This is a genomic window from Pseudomonas cedrina subsp. cedrina, from assembly GCF_001983175.1.
Classification (GTDB): domain Bacteria; phylum Pseudomonadota; class Gammaproteobacteria; order Pseudomonadales; family Pseudomonadaceae; genus Aquipseudomonas; species Aquipseudomonas cedrina.
The window spans coordinates 170,087-183,667 of the sequence record NZ_MNPW01000011.1; the positions used below are offsets into that span (position 1 = coordinate 170,087).

A 13,581-nucleotide genomic window follows, 5' to 3' on the forward strand; every position below is an offset into this window, starting at 1 on the left:
CTTCCAGTGAGGATTTTTTGGCTGGGCAAGCTGATAAACGGTCAAGCACGGACAGTTTTCAGTAGTAGGCTGTTACTCCTGTCTCAATCATGAAAACGCTCAGAAGAGGGCGAGACCATGCCGACTCAGAACCCTGTTCAGAATTCACGTGCCCACCGCTGGGCGTACGCCTGTGGCATGTCGGTAAAGCGTGATTATCACAAGTTAAAAGCGTTTGAGTCCCGCGTCGCTGAACGTGCGGAGATGGCAGGAATGCCCGCAGGTAAATTTCTTGTACGCGGGAGTTTTCTGACTGCGAAGTTGGCTCTGCTCGGAGCATTTCTTTTTGTTAGCTTCTGGTTGTTTGTGCTGATGTGCACAATCGTCGTATTAGCAGCTATCCCAATTCAAGATTCAGACAGTCCAGGTATTGACGATCTCGATGATCCAATGCATAGAACGTCTTGGCCTGAGCGGTACGATAAATGGGGTTCTCTGAAGTAGACTCTTGGTTATTTTGAGCTCGATTTACCCGAAACAATTCTTGCACCGCTCATCAACTGAGAGGTTCCGTTAGAGCTCGCTGTCTGTGCTGCGTGGGTTCCCCTGCTGAGCATTCCTTCAACGCCTGAGCCCACGCTATATCCGGCCCAACTCATGGTGGCTAGAAAAACCATCGGCAGCACGATGAACATCGCCCCCATCACATACTCGATCACTTGTGCTGTGACCGTCCCATTCATAAAACCGGATGTGGGCAGCGATAACAGCACTTGATTGGACGCCGAAACCTGGTTGTACAAGGTGTCGAGCATGCTGGAGTCGACCCAGCGGGCGAGTTCCCACCAGAAGCTCAGCATGTGCAAGGTGAACAGCGCGAACGTCACCGTCATGACGGTCTTTAGCTGGTAGGTACTCACGAGTAGGATTAGCGGCAAGCTGATGATGACACCCATGATCAGGAAAGCCTGCACCATCGGCAGGGCAGCGCGTAGTGCATTCATTGCCGGGAAGTTGCTGAACGACCCGAGGGCCAGCCCGGTGTTGGTGGCCAGGTTATTGAGCCCCTGATTGATCGAGCCACCGCGAGCACTGGAGCCATAGTCCTGGTACACCTGTCCGGGCGACATGGACATCGATTGTTGGCGAGGGCTGACCAGTTCGCGCAGGGTGGCATCCTCGATCTCGTTGCTTGAGCGGCCAGTCAACCAGCCTTTCAGCTGAGTCAGTAGTGAAGGATCGACTTGCTCGATCAAGCGATCCCGCAACCCGACGCCGCTGTCATTCCACCACTGTTTGCAAGTGGGGTAGCCCGCGCCATTCTCCAGCCGTGGCAAAGAAATATCGCGGGTCTCGTCATAGGGCCAACTGACTCGCGGTGTGCGTGAGCGATCGGTGTCGTAATAGCCCGGAGTGTCGAGAAAATAGCTTGAGCCGATCCAGGACGCATCATGACTTTGTGCCTTGTCCAGCTGCGGACGATTGGTGAACAGCCGAGAGCGGGAATAGCCATAGCAGTCGCGAGTGAAGTCGGCGACTTCCTGCAGCAATACCTGATTATCGATGCGCGAACTGTCGATCTCCATGCGCATCTGTCGGATATCCGGTGCACAGGGGATGGAGGCTGTGGCCGCCGCGGTCACCCCTTTGCTCACGGCGTGTACCAGAAACCACCAGATTGGTACGTTGGCAGAGCGTTCGCCGATGGTATTGAAGGTGATCCCCCAGGCGGTTTCTGCTGGCTTAGCCACACTGATACCGCAGCGCTGGCTCGCTGCATCATCGAACGCCATTGACGTGAGGCTCAATGGAAAGACCGGCGCGCAGCCGAACAAGACGACGATGTAGGCCAGCCACAGCCGGTTTTCGATTCGAGGCACCGAGAGCAATCCCTTGTTTCCTTCATCCGCGCCTTGCTGACGGGCCGACAACCATTCTTGCAAAATGATCGCGCCGAAGGGTGCGGCGAACAGTCCGGTGTCGGACAGGATGCTCCAGATACCGTTGTTGATGATCCAGGCCAGCAGCGAGAGGTAAAACTCCAGGTAGCTGTTGGTGCTCATGAGCATGGTCGTGACCTCACAATCGGGTGAGTTCGACGACGGTCAAGAGCACAAGCCCTAATACCCCGATGCGCTTTACGCGCAGTCGATTCTGTGGCCGATGTTGATAACGCCGCAGCAGATGCCACCAGAGCGTAAAAACGGTGCCGTAGAGCAAGGCACGCCACCACCGCAGATATGGCCGCACGGATTCGAATGTCTGCTGCCAGGCCTCGAAACTACCCAGCGCAGTGCAGCCGATCCAGGTAACCAATGCGGCGGTTAGGATCATCACTGCGGCAATCCCCAGGCTCGAAAGCAAAGTTAATAGCGGTGAACGTTTCATGGCTCACTTACGCCTGGCGTCAGCATCATTGAGTCGGCCCGGCTCAGGGTCGCCTTGCTCGACGGTGCGCGAAGCATCGGCACCACTTGCATGCCGATCGAGCACCAGGCTGGCGGTGTTGGTGGCCAGGATCTGCCGAACCTGCAGTTCGGTCTGCAGCAGACGGATTTCGCGTTCCAGAACGTCGATGTTTTTCGTCAAGGCGGTCTGAGCCGGCTCAGCGGAAGCGATGTTCGGTTCGTGGCTGCCTGCCAGCAGCGTGCGCAATAGCAGGAGCGCTTTGTCGAGCACGCTGGACAGGGCCGTCTCACTGGCCAGGCGCCGCGCCAGGAGTTCCTGATCAGGATCGTCGCGCAGGGCTTCGATCACACCGCGGGTGACCGGCAGCATCGGGCTGGAGGCTTTCGCCAGGTTGTCTGGGGTAGGCGGTAGTGAACCCGACAGCAGCCCTTGCAGGGCCTGGAGGCGTTCGCTGTAGGCCTCCTGGATCAGCGGCGTCAACCCGCTGCCTGCGGTCGCACGCAGGGTTTCGCAGGTGTCGCAGGTCGCGACTTCGCTTTCGCCCAATACCCGAACGGCCCATTCGGACTCCTCCTGGGGCGAAGCCCAGGTCTGGCAAATAGCCCCGCCTAAGCAGTTGCTGCTACTAATCGAGGAGTTGTCATCCACCGTACGGTTATGCAGCAGGTTATAGCCGGCTCGCACCACGTCGGAAGTCACCCTAATGGGCGTCTGCCCGTTACCTCCGGCCTTTGAGCCACCAACCCAGGACACCCCATTGTTGCCGTTATAGGCCTCGGTGTTTTTCACCGCGGCCACCGCATCACCGCCGGTCTGCTCCAGGTTGTCCTGCATCTCCTGGTTCTTGGCCAGCGCGCCCCAGCCGGCTTGACCGACCTTGTCCGCCATTTTTTCGGCCATGGCCTGGCAAGTCAGTTTGGAGCGGTCGAAGTCGATACGCCCCTGCATCACCCCGTTACTCAGCAACTCATAGAGACCGGGGTTGGCGCGCTGGATGATCAACGCCGGCAGCGACATCACGGCTTGGGTCGCGTTCTGCACGATGCTGCCCATGATCTGCTGGAAGCCTTCGGTGGCGCCGTTCAGCTGGTTTTGCAGGGTGTTGGTGAGGCTCATGTTTCCACACATCATGTTCGCTCGCCATGAAGCGCCGACACCGAGCCCGTTGGGGCGATAGAGCGAACTAGGTGAGCCCGCTGCCGAGCCGCCACCGATGGTGTACATCACCCGGTCGTCGAGCACTTCACCTTGAGTGCCCAGGCGGTAATCGCCTTCGGCGGCGTGGGCATGCGTGGCAATACCGAGCAGTCCGCAGAGCAATAGACTCACCAGGCTCAACCATGATCGCGCGAGAAACCGGCTCATGAAGCACCACCTTCGAAGTCGATGCTGAACAGGAAGGTCTGTCCTTCACGCTTGCAGCAGCTATAGGGGCGCCACAGCGACCAGGCATACCCGCCATCCGCGCTCTGCACAGGACCGCTGGGAAAGATGGCGCACGTGGGTTGAACCAGAGGGTAGAGCAATTGCCATTTGTGGGTCGAAGCGTCATTTTCAACGATTGGGCCAGGCGGCCAATAACCATCGCGTGGTACGGGTATGAGCGGGAAATACACGTGCGGTTGCCAGTTGCGGGTAATGACATCACCCGCCCGCTGGGCCATCACCGCAGCGGCTTTGAAGTCGTCGGGTTGCACCAAGAATCCTTGCCGGGGATAGACGTTTCCCCACATGTTTCCCGCGAGCTGACGACCGATTTCACGGATTCCGGGCACGAGCGACTCGGGGTAAAAGCTTTCTGGGATGCCATGACGCCAGGCCAGTGAGTCCCAAGTGCTCAGATAGTAGGGCATGAACGCCGTGGCACCGCTAGCGCAGGCGTAGCCGGATTGCGAGGCCAGTTGTGTGGCGGTCCAGCCTCCGGGGTGGCCGATGCCATCAACATTTTTGAAACGAGGCAGGTTATCGCGCTGGGTGTTCGGCGTGATCAGGTTTCCGCCGCCTTCTGCACCGCTGGTGGGAGGGGAGAGCGAGGCCATCTCGGTCCAGGGATTGCTACCGGTGGTGGCGTAGCTCGAAACCACCAGTTCAGGAATAAAATGACGCACCTTGCTTGAGGTTTTGACTGTGCAGCCGAAGGGTGTGCACAGGAGCCAGAAACAAATACCGATGACCCTATATTCGAGACAGCTTGGCGAAAGCGCAGAGAACGTAATGCTGCCGGTGTCCAGCGCCATGCTTGGGCCGCACGCCAGCAACACGCTCAGCGCCAATGGCCGTAGCTTTGTGGGCAGGATGGACGAGCAGGCAACGGGCATGATCCAGGCTCTCGGTGTATGGCCTGGGCAGGTTCGGTTAGGGACTGAAGAATGTCAGTGGGAATTATGAAGGCGGATCTGTCGGATTTGTGAGGCGTGAGACTATTATTTGACGTGGAGGACGCTGCGCAGGGTGTCGGCGCCTACAAGTAGCTGATCTGTGGTAATTTCAAAAATATTGGCGAGTTTGCATAGGACCAGCAGCGACGGATTGGCCGTGCATCGTTCGATTTGACTGACGTAGGTACGATCCAGCTCGGCCATGAGCGCCAATTGCTCTTGGGTAAGGTTCTTCACGCGTCGCATCAAGCGGATGTTTTCCGCGAGTTGCAGACGGAGCTGTTCGAAGTCTTGAGTCATGCGCGCAAATTGCGCCTTGAGGGACTCTCAATCCACGGGATATAGTCTACATTGGCGTTGATCTAGGCTATTTGATGCCCTTGCCTGTTATCGAGCGTTCATTTGGTGTCGTTAAGATTTCGGGGCTGGCCTGCGCGTCTAACAATAAATCAGAAATCTAGGGTGTGTATGGACGAAAACTACGTTTCAATTCCTGCGGCGGATGGTTGCCCGAGTCTTCTGACACCTTGGGGCAACGAATTTTCCCCAATGATCGAACGTGGCGTGCAATGCGCCCAGGCTTGGCTCGATGCACCTGGCGAGATTCCACTGTGGTGGGAGTTGGCGCAAACGCGCAAAACCTTTCCTGTAGGTGACTGCCAGGATGCTTTTGAAGCTGGTTTTTTGTTGAGGATTCAGCAGCGGCTACGCAGTGTGCCACCCAGCCCAAATCAAAGCTGAAAGAAACGTCGCTAAAGACGCGTTCAAACACATAGTTTGAAGGCTCCCAGAGTTCAGCCAGCGTTTCGGCTGCCGAAGCCCAATACCAGCGCTCTCGCAGAGTTGGTATTGGGTAATCGCCGCCAGCGTCTAGTTAACCGCGTCTTTCAGCAATTTACCGGCTTTGAAACTAGGCGTCTTCGAGGCTGCGATCTTGATGGTGGCCCCCGTTTGAGGGTTACGTCCGTCGCGCGCTGCACGCGCTTTGACCGCAAAGGTGCCAAAACCAACCAAGGTGACGTTCTCACCGCTTTTCAACGCAGTGGATATGATGGTTGTGAGGGCATCCAGTGCGCGTCCGGCAGTGGACTTCGGGAGGTCGGCGGAGCTCGCTATGGCCTCGATTAGATCGTTTTTATTCATGTGTGACTCCTTCCACTTGGCTGAGTGTCGACGAGTAATCTACTCAGATAGTTCGGGCATATCCAGCGCAAAACTGCACTCCAGCCCTGCGCAGACGTAACGCTATTTGGTCTTCAAGTCTATCCTAACGTCCCGATTCCTCGGGCCTGGTCAATACGCTCAGCTACCTGGAAAGCCGCTTCCAACTCCGAGCAACCGTTCTCCTGCATCAACCTCCAGCGCTCGGCTTTTTCCTCCGGCTCCGTCATGGCCAAGGCGAGATAGAGGCTGGGTGGTACGGCTCGAAACAGCGTTTCGAGTTTTTTCGACAGCACGACCCCCTCAGTGTATTTCCCGGGCTCCTTACTGGCGGAGAGCAACAAAGCTTTCTGTGCCGGCGTGAGCTTCTTGAAACGTGCGATTTCCTCTATCTCCGCAGGTGGCATGTTCAAACAGATCCACCATTCGATCATGTTGAGCATGGTCTGCGCGGCAATAGGGAAGTCGGCAAGGTTTTGCGTCGCCAGCCAGAACCAGGCCCCGAGCTTGCGCCACATTTTCGTCCCCTTGACCACAAATGGCGCCAGAAGCGGGTTCTTGGTGATGATATGGCCTTCGTCGGTGACCATGATGATTGGTCGGCCCAAGTACTGGTCGCGCTCGGCAAGGTTGTTCACGGTGTTCATCAGGCTGATGTAGCTGATGGACATCTGGGCTTCGTAGCCTTCGCGAGCGTACGTGGCCAGATCGACAACGGTCACATCGCTTTCGGGCCAAGGCGTACCCTCGCGATCGAACAGTTCGCCCTCGAATCCCTGACAAAACAGATCAATGGATTCGCCCATTTCCTGGGCCCGTTCACGACGCTTCTCCGGTAAGTGCAAGTCGGCGGCGGTGCGCAGCAAGGCGTCACGTACGTCGCGGGTCAGTACCTGGCGACCCGCCGCGACACACGCCTGCGCCGCATCGACAATGCATTCACGGATCAGGCTGCGATCGGCCCGGCTGAGACGCGCTTCTTCCTTGGCCTCGCCTCCAGTGATCATCAGCCGGGCGGTGATCTCCAATTCGCCGAGCACATCACGTTGGTCTTCACGATTGGTTGCCGTCTCATCGTCCCACTCATCAATGGAAAGACTCGCCATCTGATCTGGCTGCTCGACGAGGCGCCAGGCATCGACAAAGGGCGCGAGGCTGACCGAGGCGCCAGGTTTCAATTGGATCTTATTGACTGATAAGCCCTGCGTCGCGAAGTAGTCGCCTTGTAAGCCAAATGAGTTACCGGCCTCGACAATAAACAGGCGAGGGCGGTACACCGCCATGACCTGCATCAGTAGGGTGACCAGGGTCGCCGACTTGCCCGCGCCGGTGGGGCCGAACAACAGAAGATGGCCGTTCATAGCCCGGTCTAGTCGTGACAACGGATCAAAGCTCAACGGCGAGCCACCACGATTGAACAGGGTGATGCCCGGGTGGCCGGTGCCGGTGCTGCGGCCCCACACCGGAACCAGGTTTGCCAAGTGCTGGGCGAACATCAGGCGTGTGTACCAGTTGCGCGTGTCGCGGGCCGGGTTGTAAGCCATCGGTAACCAACGCAGGTAGCTGTTGCAGGCGGCGACTTCATCGCCTTCACGTACCGGTTGCAGCCCCGCGCCCAACAGCGCGTTGGCCAGGCTGACCGAGCGCTGGTGCAGTTGCTGTTCATCGTGACCGCGCACATAGAACGCCAGGGTGCCGCGGTACAGCTTGTGCTGGCGACCGATGATCGCACGAGCCTCTTCGACATCCTGACGGGTCTGGGTCGAGGCCAGGTTTTCACCGATGGCTTTGCGCGCCAATCGGTTTAACTGGTCTTCGAGCACATCCTGCGGCTTGACCACCAAGGTCAGACTCATCACCGTGCCTTCGGGTAACTGGTCGAACAGGGCATTGACTGCATCACCCTTACGGGTTTCTCCGGTGAGTTGACCAATCGACGGTGCCCGTCGCAGTTTGTCCACCACCATGACCCGATGAGGTTGCCCATCGAAGTACCAGAGTCCTCGTTGCACATCCGAACACGGTTCGTTAAAGAACAACCGTTCGGCGAAGTCGTGATCGAAGGGCAATTCCAGCGACCCGCCATCAGCAGGCTCTGGAAAGGCAACACGTTGGTAAAAGCCCTCGGGCGTTTCATTCGTGAGCCTGGGTGCCGGATTGAACCAGGGCAATAACCAGGCATACAAACCGCGGCCATCAACGCGTGCCGATTGCACGCCGCACGCCTGCAACGAAGCCGCAATACGTTCGCAAGCCTGCTTCAGAGATTGAACAGGGATGAGTCCCGTCTCGTCGGCGCCAGACTCAAGCCAGCGATAGACCACCAGGCGCACCCGGCGGTTATTGCCACGCCAGGGTAGGCGCGTCACCACCTTATCCTCGAACAGCCCGCCGGGCTTGGCGATGGCCTTCAGATGTCGGCGAGTAAGTTCCAGGTACGCTTCGGTGAAGACCGTGCCTCTAGCGCTGTCCTGAATATAATCGGTGAGCCGGGTCAGGTAGGGAGTGAAGTCATTGTCGTCCTGGCAAAAAAACTGCGCCACCCAAGGCGCTTGATCCAGCTCATCAAAACTGTCCTGTAGGGCATCCTCAAGGGCATCGCGGGCGGCCATCAACCAATCGGGTTCGCGCCCTTCGGTGCCGATGGGCAGCAGCTCGAACACCGCACCCACCGAGCGATTGTCATCCAGCAGAAAACAGTGCTCGTTGTCGAGGTATTCGACCCAAGGCAGGTGATCGGTGAAGCTGGGGTTGTGTGCATAGAGTTCGGCGTCATCGGCCAACGTGGCGCGAGGACGTAATGGGTTGCGCCAGGCTTTCCACGCGCCAGTGCGGTGACCCAAATCGCCGCTACGCATTACAAGTCTTCCTGACGTTCACCCGGCAATGCGTACTGCACCCGTTGGTAGAACGGGAAGACGGTCGAGTAACCTGGGATCGGTGCCTGCTCGGTACCACTCAAATGCGGATACACGTACAGCACCAGATCGGGATTGGGTAGGCGAGGGAACAGGCTGTGGATCTCGTTCTCCGCTGTACGCGTGTACGGCTCTTGGAGGGAGACCGAGAAATCTGCTGGGGCTAACGGGCGGCGTAACTGCTGCCGAGCATCCAGCAGTTGCTGCTGAGTGCCTTGCGACCCGGCGCCGTTCCAGATGTCCAGCATGGTTTGCTCGCCATGGGGCAGCAGCGTGTCCTTGTCGGTGGAACACCCCACCAGGACCCAGCAGAACACGCTAATCCAGGTCAGGCAGAGAGGCATGGTCTTTTTCATGGCGAACGCTCCGGCCCTTGGGCTCGTAGTCGATGGTGATCTCATGGTCGAGGTGCAGCGCGACTTGGGCGGCCGGTGACACGTACACCGCAGCAAAGGTCTCGCCATACAGTTTGTTGATCCACTCGCGGATGTCGCTGACCCCACCACTGAGAATTGAATTCAACGCGCTGTTGCCTGTGCTGTTGGTAACCCCGAGCGTACTGCCGCCCGAACTGATCACACTGCTGTTGTTCTGCTCATCCCCGAGCAAGGCAGCGACACCGGCGCCAGCCGCCGTGATCAGACTTTGGCTGCCGAGGTATTGCTGGGCGTTTGAGCGGCGCTCGCCGGCAATGCAAGGAATGCCATACGGATCGGACAGGTAACCGAGTCCACCGCGGATCTTGTCGGTGTTTGAGCTTCGGGTGGTGGAGGCATTGCGGCTGGCTACCGCCTTCGGCTGAGGCACCGTGCGGATGGTGCCGTCGGTAAACACAAAGGTAATTGACTCGACCTGTCCGCGTACGCACGACAGGGTCCAGTCGCCGGAGGCTGTGCCGCTCATCACGGCCCCTGCGACGTCCGGCAGGTCGATGCCGTTGGCTGTCAGGTTCTCGGGACCGACCAACACCTTGAAGGGGTAAGGATCATTCACGGTGCCGTCCACCGGGACCCGGCCGATCAGCGCAGTCATGGCGACCGAACCCATCAATGTTGCGTTTTCAGGAATGGTGTAAACCGGTTTCGCGCCTTTGGTACGATCAGCGGAGCGTGTCAGGTCACGTTCACCCTTGGTGACCTCACGTAACTGCTTCTGGCTGCGGTCGATGGCATTTTCCTTCAAACCCTCCAGTGAGTTGAAGGCAGTCGGCAGACTCAGGGCGGACGCGGTCTTGGTTTTGCCCCGGGCGTCGGTGGACGGAGCATCCGAGGGCTCAATCCACTGCAGCGCATCGTTGGCAGAATGCTGTCTTTCGAACTGCGCCCCGTCGCCCGGCTCAAGCCCCAATCCGATCGGCATGTCCTTGCTTTTGCCAGCCAGCCCCGACAACTGTTCCTGCAATTGCGTCAGCAGGCCGCGAGCCTGACGACTGTCTTGTTCCGCTTTGAGTCGGGCCTCGTTGGCTTGGCGGCGGCCTTCGTCGACCTGCTGGGTCACACTGCCAAGCGCGGTCTGGATACGCGAATCGACACTGTTTTCCCGCTCGCGTAGGCGGTTGTTTTCCGTCTGCAGTGAGTCATTGTGTTTCTTCAAACCGAGCATGTCGCTGCGCATGGCCTTCACCTGGCCGACCAGGGTGGCGACCGTGTCGAGTGGGGTATCCCCCGCAATACCGAGCGATTTGGCCTGCTCGGCGGATAATTGGAGGTTGTCCTGAGCCGTCGGACTTTCTTGCGACGGTGTGGTACCACCCGCGACCCAGGTTTTCAGAATGATAAACACCACGCCTAGCAGCACAGCCGGTACTAGCCATCTGAGCAAGGCGTTAGCTTTCATCGTCAGCACCTCGCGCAACGGGCGGGAGCAGCACGGCTTGCTCGAGGCCGGCACCGCGGGTGACAAGGTAGGCGATCGTAGTGTCTTCGGCACTGCCGACCGGCCCGAGGAAAGCATGCTGGAAGGCCGCGGCGAACAGCTTGGCCTGAAGCCGGCGCGGATCGAGTTGCACCGAAGCTGGACCACGATTGCGCAACTTCACCGCCGTCACCCAGTAATCACCGAGTCGCCAGACGGCGATGGGTGTGCTGGACACGTGTTCAGTCGGAAGCAGGGTTGGCAGCTCGGTGCGCAGCTTGAGCGGGACGCGGCGTACACCGGGCAGGGACTCCACGGTGCGCAGCGGCGCGAACAGGCTTTGCGCGGCGTAGCGCGTCAAAGCGACCGGGATCGGTGTGCGTTCCGGAACAGGGGCGGCGTTGGATTCAGCCTCGGTTGCTTGCCCCTGAGCATTCTTGATAATACGTACGGGCTCCAGCGGTTGATCGCCGGGAGTGGCCGCGATATCCAGGAGGATAATCTCGCCCGTCGTGACCGATTGCAATTGCAGGCGGGTCGGGGCAATGGCTTCCGACGCGCGCAGGTACAATGTGCCGCCGGTTGACTGCACGCGCAGCTTGTTCGTCAGGGTTGAGGGCACACCGACTCGAACAGCCTCATCGATAAAGACCACCCGCTCCTGATTGATCACCAGCGGGACCGCGAGGGGGAGGCGTTCCCAGTGCATCAGCTCGACGGCCGGCGCTGCTGCTCCCCATAGCATCAGTGAAACGGTGAGTCCCAGGGTCGACATCCGCCTCATGGTTCACTTCCAGGCAAGGAGATTTTTTGCGGAGTGCCCTGATAACAATCCAGTGCCAGCCCCCACTTGTTGCGCTCGGGGTCTAGGTCGAAACGCACCACGCGTAATGGATAACGCACCACCACCCGTTTCACCGGTTCGGCGGCGTAATACTCATCGGCATTGAGGTCGAGCTTGACCAGCCAGCTGTCGCGGTCGAGTTGCTTGACCCTGAGTTCTGGATCCTCGCTGTAGCCGCGACCCAGAATTTCGTAGACGCCACGCACCCGCTGGCGCAGTTCGCCGGCGGCTTTGCGGTACTCGTAGTCACCATCGAGGAATGCCTTGCAGGCGGGGGTCAGGTAGGACTGCAAGCCATAGATGGCGCGGCGATAGTCCTGCTCGCCATCCGAGGGCCAGCGGTTGAGCTGGCCAAAGATGTACAGGGCAAAGGCATAGACATTTTCTGAGGGGATATCCCACCACTTGCGCGTACTACCCGAGCGCAAATCCGGGGGTACATGCACGGTCAGATCGGTCGGTGCCGAGCGCCAGCCGTACCAGAGTCCGGCACAGAGCAGGGCCAGGATCACCACCGCCAGGCGCAGGCTGAAGATGTGCGCTTGCTGGGCATCCACCTTATTCCGAAATCGGCTCATGGCTGCCACCGGGACAGGGCAGGGCGCAGTCGACGTGAACGGCGAACCGTCCAGGCGCCGGAGCGGAGGATCAAGCTTCCGCGCGCCAGGCGCCAACGGCTGGCCAGTATCCATTCCACTTTGCGGTACAACCAGGTCTCGGGGCGGGCCCGTTTGGCGCGACGCAGTAGCGCGCCACCGGTGAATAACACCCCCGCCATGCCTACGATCATGCTAGTCGGCGCCACGGCAATGGAGGCGCTGGCGATCGCCAGAGGAACACCCAGCACCAGGCCTATGAATGCGCCTGCGCCGAGCGCCACCCACATCTCATCATTGGTCAAACCGCGCAACACGACGGGATCACAATTAAGTCGTTCCGGCAGAAAGACCAAGGTGCCGTCGGCAAGACGTTCGATAGTGTCGTTCATGTCGATCTCACAGAATCGCGGCTGCCTTGGTCAGGAACCAGATGATGATCACCACCAACAGCGCTCCGATACCAACTACCGCGCCGAGGTCCTTCCAGGTCTTGCGCTGGTTCTGCACGTCGGCATAGACGGTCAGGGAATGCCAAGCCACACCGAGAAACGCGAGTAGAGCGATCAGCAGACCGAGCAGGATACCGCCGTCGTAGGCATAGTTTTTGATCGTCTCGATCAACCCGGAGCCTTCACCACGCGAAGGCGCTTCCATGGTTGGGAGCTCGGCGAAAGCTAGGCTTGGGCCGAGTACCAGCAGCAGACCGATCAAGCGTTGGCTGGCACTATCTCGCAGATTGTTTTTCAGAGGGGCAAAGCACTTGAGCATGGTGGCGATCTCCTGGGTTAGGACAGGGTGAAGAACATCAGGACCAACAAGGTGAGCAGCACGCGTGCGGTACTTCCGCCAAGCGCGCCGAAGCGCACACTGCCGGTGGCCCAACCCCGGTAAGCCGTCCACATCACCCAGGCGCACCAAAGCAAAGCCAGAACCAGAACCAGGGACAGCCACAGCGTCGAGCTGTTCTGCGGTGCGAAGCCGGAGGCGTTTTGGAACGCTGCGATCTGAGCGTCAGTCATGCTCATGGCGACGGCTCCGCGGACGGAGTGTCGAGGCGGTATTCGCCGACCAATTCAGAGGGGTCGCGGGGTTGGGCGCGAGAGGGGGACAGATAACCCTGCACGCCCTGGCGAATACGTTGGATGTCCTGAGACAGGCGGGGATAGTCGAAACGGTAACGGACATCGGGTTCAGCCGTGTTGGCTGTCTTAGCTCGTGTCACAAGGCGTTCGATGGTGTCGAGTTGCTGCTGGATAAGACAGAGCTGGACCTGCTCTTGGGCGGAAACGGCATAGCTACTGTTATAGGTCAATGCTATTGGAAGTAGCAAAAAACTGCGGATGTTTTTAGTCAACATGATGCTGTTCCGAATGAGTTTGGAGGCAGCATCAAGTGAGCAGATAATTCATTCAGTAGAAAATCTGAAGTACGTTCAGTCG

17 protein-coding genes are annotated in these 13,581 nt (G+C 58.9%); 2 read left to right on the forward strand and 15 right to left on the reverse strand.

What is annotated here, in order from left to right; translation table 11 throughout:
* The first annotated feature begins 117 nt into the window (after positions 1-117).
* Entirely contained in the window at positions 118-483 is a 366-nt protein-coding gene (locus BLL36_RS22485) for a DUF3742 family protein (protein WP_076953647.1), read from the forward strand.
* An 8-nt stretch (positions 484-491) separates the two neighbouring features.
* Here BLL36_RS22485 and BLL36_RS22490 read toward each other — a convergent pair whose 3' ends face one another.
* The 5 genes from BLL36_RS22490 to BLL36_RS22510 all read right to left on the reverse strand — a co-directional run bounded on the left by BLL36_RS22490 (position 492) and on the right by BLL36_RS22510 (position 5,066).
* On the reverse strand, positions 492-2,048 hold the full coding sequence (locus BLL36_RS22490) for a conjugal transfer protein TraG N-terminal domain-containing protein (RefSeq protein WP_076953655.1): 1,557 nt from the start codon (positions 2,046-2,048) through the stop codon (positions 492-494).
* A gap of 10 nt (positions 2,049-2,058) precedes the next feature.
* The gene (locus BLL36_RS22495) at positions 2,059-2,367 is read right to left on the reverse strand and encodes a hypothetical protein (RefSeq protein ID WP_076953656.1); all 309 of its coding nucleotides are present in this window, start codon (positions 2,365-2,367) and stop codon (positions 2,059-2,061) included.
* A gap of 3 nt (positions 2,368-2,370) precedes the next feature.
* The gene (locus BLL36_RS22500; RefSeq protein ID WP_076953658.1) at positions 2,371-3,753 is read right to left on the reverse strand and encodes an integrating conjugative element protein; all 1,383 of its coding nucleotides are present in this window, start codon (positions 3,751-3,753) and stop codon (positions 2,371-2,373) included.
* The gene (locus BLL36_RS22505; protein WP_076953660.1) at positions 3,750-4,706 is read right to left on the reverse strand and encodes a TIGR03756 family integrating conjugative element protein; all 957 of its coding nucleotides are present in this window, start codon (positions 4,704-4,706) and stop codon (positions 3,750-3,752) included. The genes BLL36_RS22500 and BLL36_RS22505 overlap by 4 nt, the downstream gene beginning before the upstream one ends.
* Positions 4,707-4,811: 105 nt before the next feature.
* Positions 4,812-5,066, reverse strand: a complete 255-nt coding sequence (locus BLL36_RS22510) for a helix-turn-helix domain-containing protein (RefSeq protein ID WP_076953662.1) — start codon at positions 5,064-5,066, stop codon at positions 4,812-4,814.
* Positions 5,067-5,234: 168 nt separating this feature from the next.
* Between BLL36_RS22510 and BLL36_RS22515 the strand changes: the two genes are divergently transcribed.
* Entirely contained in the window at positions 5,235-5,507 is a 273-nt protein-coding gene (locus BLL36_RS22515; RefSeq protein ID WP_076953663.1) for a LasR-specific antiactivator QslA, read from the forward strand.
* A gap of 129 nt (positions 5,508-5,636) precedes the next feature.
* Here the strand turns inward: BLL36_RS22515 and BLL36_RS22520 are convergent, their stop codons facing one another.
* The 10 genes from BLL36_RS22520 to BLL36_RS22565 all read right to left on the reverse strand — a co-directional run bounded on the left by BLL36_RS22520 (position 5,637) and on the right by BLL36_RS22565 (position 13,499).
* The gene (locus BLL36_RS22520; RefSeq protein ID WP_076953665.1) at positions 5,637-5,909 is read right to left on the reverse strand and encodes an HU family DNA-binding protein; all 273 of its coding nucleotides are present in this window, start codon (positions 5,907-5,909) and stop codon (positions 5,637-5,639) included.
* A 119-nt stretch (positions 5,910-6,028) separates the two neighbouring features.
* Positions 6,029-8,785 (reverse strand): conjugative transfer ATPase, encoded by a 2,757-nt coding sequence (locus BLL36_RS22525; protein ID WP_076953667.1) that lies wholly within the window; start codon positions 8,783-8,785, stop codon positions 6,029-6,031.
* Positions 8,785-9,201, reverse strand: coding sequence for a TIGR03751 family conjugal transfer lipoprotein (locus tag BLL36_RS22530; protein ID WP_076953669.1), 417 nt, complete (start codon positions 9,199-9,201; stop codon positions 8,785-8,787). The genes BLL36_RS22525 and BLL36_RS22530 overlap by 1 nt, the downstream gene beginning before the upstream one ends.
* A complete protein-coding gene (locus tag BLL36_RS22535; RefSeq protein ID WP_076953671.1) occupies positions 9,164-10,681 on the reverse strand; it encodes a TIGR03752 family integrating conjugative element protein in 1,518 nt (505 codons plus the stop codon). Before BLL36_RS22535 ends, BLL36_RS22530 begins: the two co-directional genes overlap by 38 nt.
* Positions 10,671-11,483: a TIGR03749 family integrating conjugative element protein gene (locus tag BLL36_RS22540; RefSeq protein ID WP_076953672.1), complete on the reverse strand. Its 813-nt coding sequence runs from the start codon at positions 11,481-11,483 to the stop codon at positions 10,671-10,673. Before BLL36_RS22540 ends, BLL36_RS22535 begins: the two co-directional genes overlap by 11 nt.
* Positions 11,480-12,121, reverse strand: a complete 642-nt coding sequence (locus tag BLL36_RS22545; RefSeq protein ID WP_076953674.1) for a PFL_4703 family integrating conjugative element protein — start codon at positions 12,119-12,121, stop codon at positions 11,480-11,482. Before BLL36_RS22545 ends, BLL36_RS22540 begins: the two co-directional genes overlap by 4 nt.
* A complete protein-coding gene (locus BLL36_RS22550) occupies positions 12,118-12,531 on the reverse strand; it encodes a TIGR03750 family conjugal transfer protein (protein WP_076953677.1) in 414 nt (137 codons plus the stop codon). Before BLL36_RS22550 ends, BLL36_RS22545 begins: the two co-directional genes overlap by 4 nt.
* Positions 12,532-12,538: 7 nt before the next feature.
* Positions 12,539-12,910, reverse strand: coding sequence for a TIGR03745 family integrating conjugative element membrane protein (locus BLL36_RS22555; RefSeq protein WP_076953679.1), 372 nt, complete (start codon positions 12,908-12,910; stop codon positions 12,539-12,541).
* Positions 12,911-12,927: 17 nt separating this feature from the next.
* Positions 12,928-13,167, reverse strand: a complete 240-nt coding sequence (locus BLL36_RS22560; protein ID WP_076953681.1) for a TIGR03758 family integrating conjugative element protein — start codon at positions 13,165-13,167, stop codon at positions 12,928-12,930.
* Positions 13,164-13,499, reverse strand: a complete 336-nt coding sequence (locus BLL36_RS22565) for an integrative conjugative element protein, RAQPRD family (RefSeq protein ID WP_076953683.1) — start codon at positions 13,497-13,499, stop codon at positions 13,164-13,166. The genes BLL36_RS22560 and BLL36_RS22565 overlap by 4 nt, the downstream gene beginning before the upstream one ends.
* Positions 13,500-13,581 lie beyond the last annotated feature (82 nt).

What these genes read in the sequence shown, in the direction of transcription:
- BLL36_RS22550 (WP_076953677.1), bottom strand. Translation starts at nt 12,531, where the DNA reads ATGAACGACACTATCGAACGTCTTGCCGACGGCACCTTGGTCTTTCTG.
- BLL36_RS22500 (WP_076953658.1), bottom strand. Translation starts at nt 3,753, where the DNA reads ATGAGCCGGTTTCTCGCGCGATCATGGTTGAGCCTGGTGAGTCTATTG.
- BLL36_RS22515 (WP_076953663.1), top strand. Translation starts at nt 5,235, where the DNA reads ATGGACGAAAACTACGTTTCAATTCCTGCGGCGGATGGTTGCCCGAGT.
- BLL36_RS22485 (WP_076953647.1), top strand. Translation starts at nt 118, where the DNA reads ATGCCGACTCAGAACCCTGTTCAGAATTCACGTGCCCACCGCTGGGCG.
- BLL36_RS22555 (WP_076953679.1), bottom strand. Translation starts at nt 12,910, where the DNA reads ATGCTCAAGTGCTTTGCCCCTCTGAAAAACAATCTGCGAGATAGTGCC.
- BLL36_RS22530 (WP_076953669.1), bottom strand. Translation starts at nt 9,201, where the DNA reads ATGAAAAAGACCATGCCTCTCTGCCTGACCTGGATTAGCGTGTTCTGC.
- BLL36_RS22495 (WP_076953656.1), bottom strand. Translation starts at nt 2,367, where the DNA reads ATGAAACGTTCACCGCTATTAACTTTGCTTTCGAGCCTGGGGATTGCC.
- BLL36_RS22545 (WP_076953674.1), bottom strand. Translation starts at nt 12,121, where the DNA reads ATGAGCCGATTTCGGAATAAGGTGGATGCCCAGCAAGCGCACATCTTC.
- BLL36_RS22535 (WP_076953671.1), bottom strand. Translation starts at nt 10,681, where the DNA reads ATGAAAGCTAACGCCTTGCTCAGATGGCTAGTACCGGCTGTGCTGCTA.
- BLL36_RS22510 (WP_076953662.1), bottom strand. Translation starts at nt 5,066, where the DNA reads ATGACTCAAGACTTCGAACAGCTCCGTCTGCAACTCGCGGAAAACATC.
- BLL36_RS22505 (WP_076953660.1), bottom strand. Translation starts at nt 4,706, where the DNA reads ATGCCCGTTGCCTGCTCGTCCATCCTGCCCACAAAGCTACGGCCATTG.
- BLL36_RS22565 (WP_076953683.1), bottom strand. Translation starts at nt 13,499, where the DNA reads ATGTTGACTAAAAACATCCGCAGTTTTTTGCTACTTCCAATAGCATTG.
- BLL36_RS22490 (WP_076953655.1), bottom strand. Translation starts at nt 2,048, where the DNA reads ATGCTCATGAGCACCAACAGCTACCTGGAGTTTTACCTCTCGCTGCTG.
- BLL36_RS22540 (WP_076953672.1), bottom strand. Translation starts at nt 11,483, where the DNA reads ATGAGGCGGATGTCGACCCTGGGACTCACCGTTTCACTGATGCTATGG.
- BLL36_RS22525 (WP_076953667.1), bottom strand. Translation starts at nt 8,785, where the DNA reads ATGCGTAGCGGCGATTTGGGTCACCGCACTGGCGCGTGGAAAGCCTGG.
- BLL36_RS22520 (WP_076953665.1), bottom strand. Translation starts at nt 5,909, where the DNA reads ATGAATAAAAACGATCTAATCGAGGCCATAGCGAGCTCCGCCGACCTC.
- BLL36_RS22560 (WP_076953681.1), bottom strand. Translation starts at nt 13,167, where the DNA reads ATGAGCATGACTGACGCTCAGATCGCAGCGTTCCAAAACGCCTCCGGC.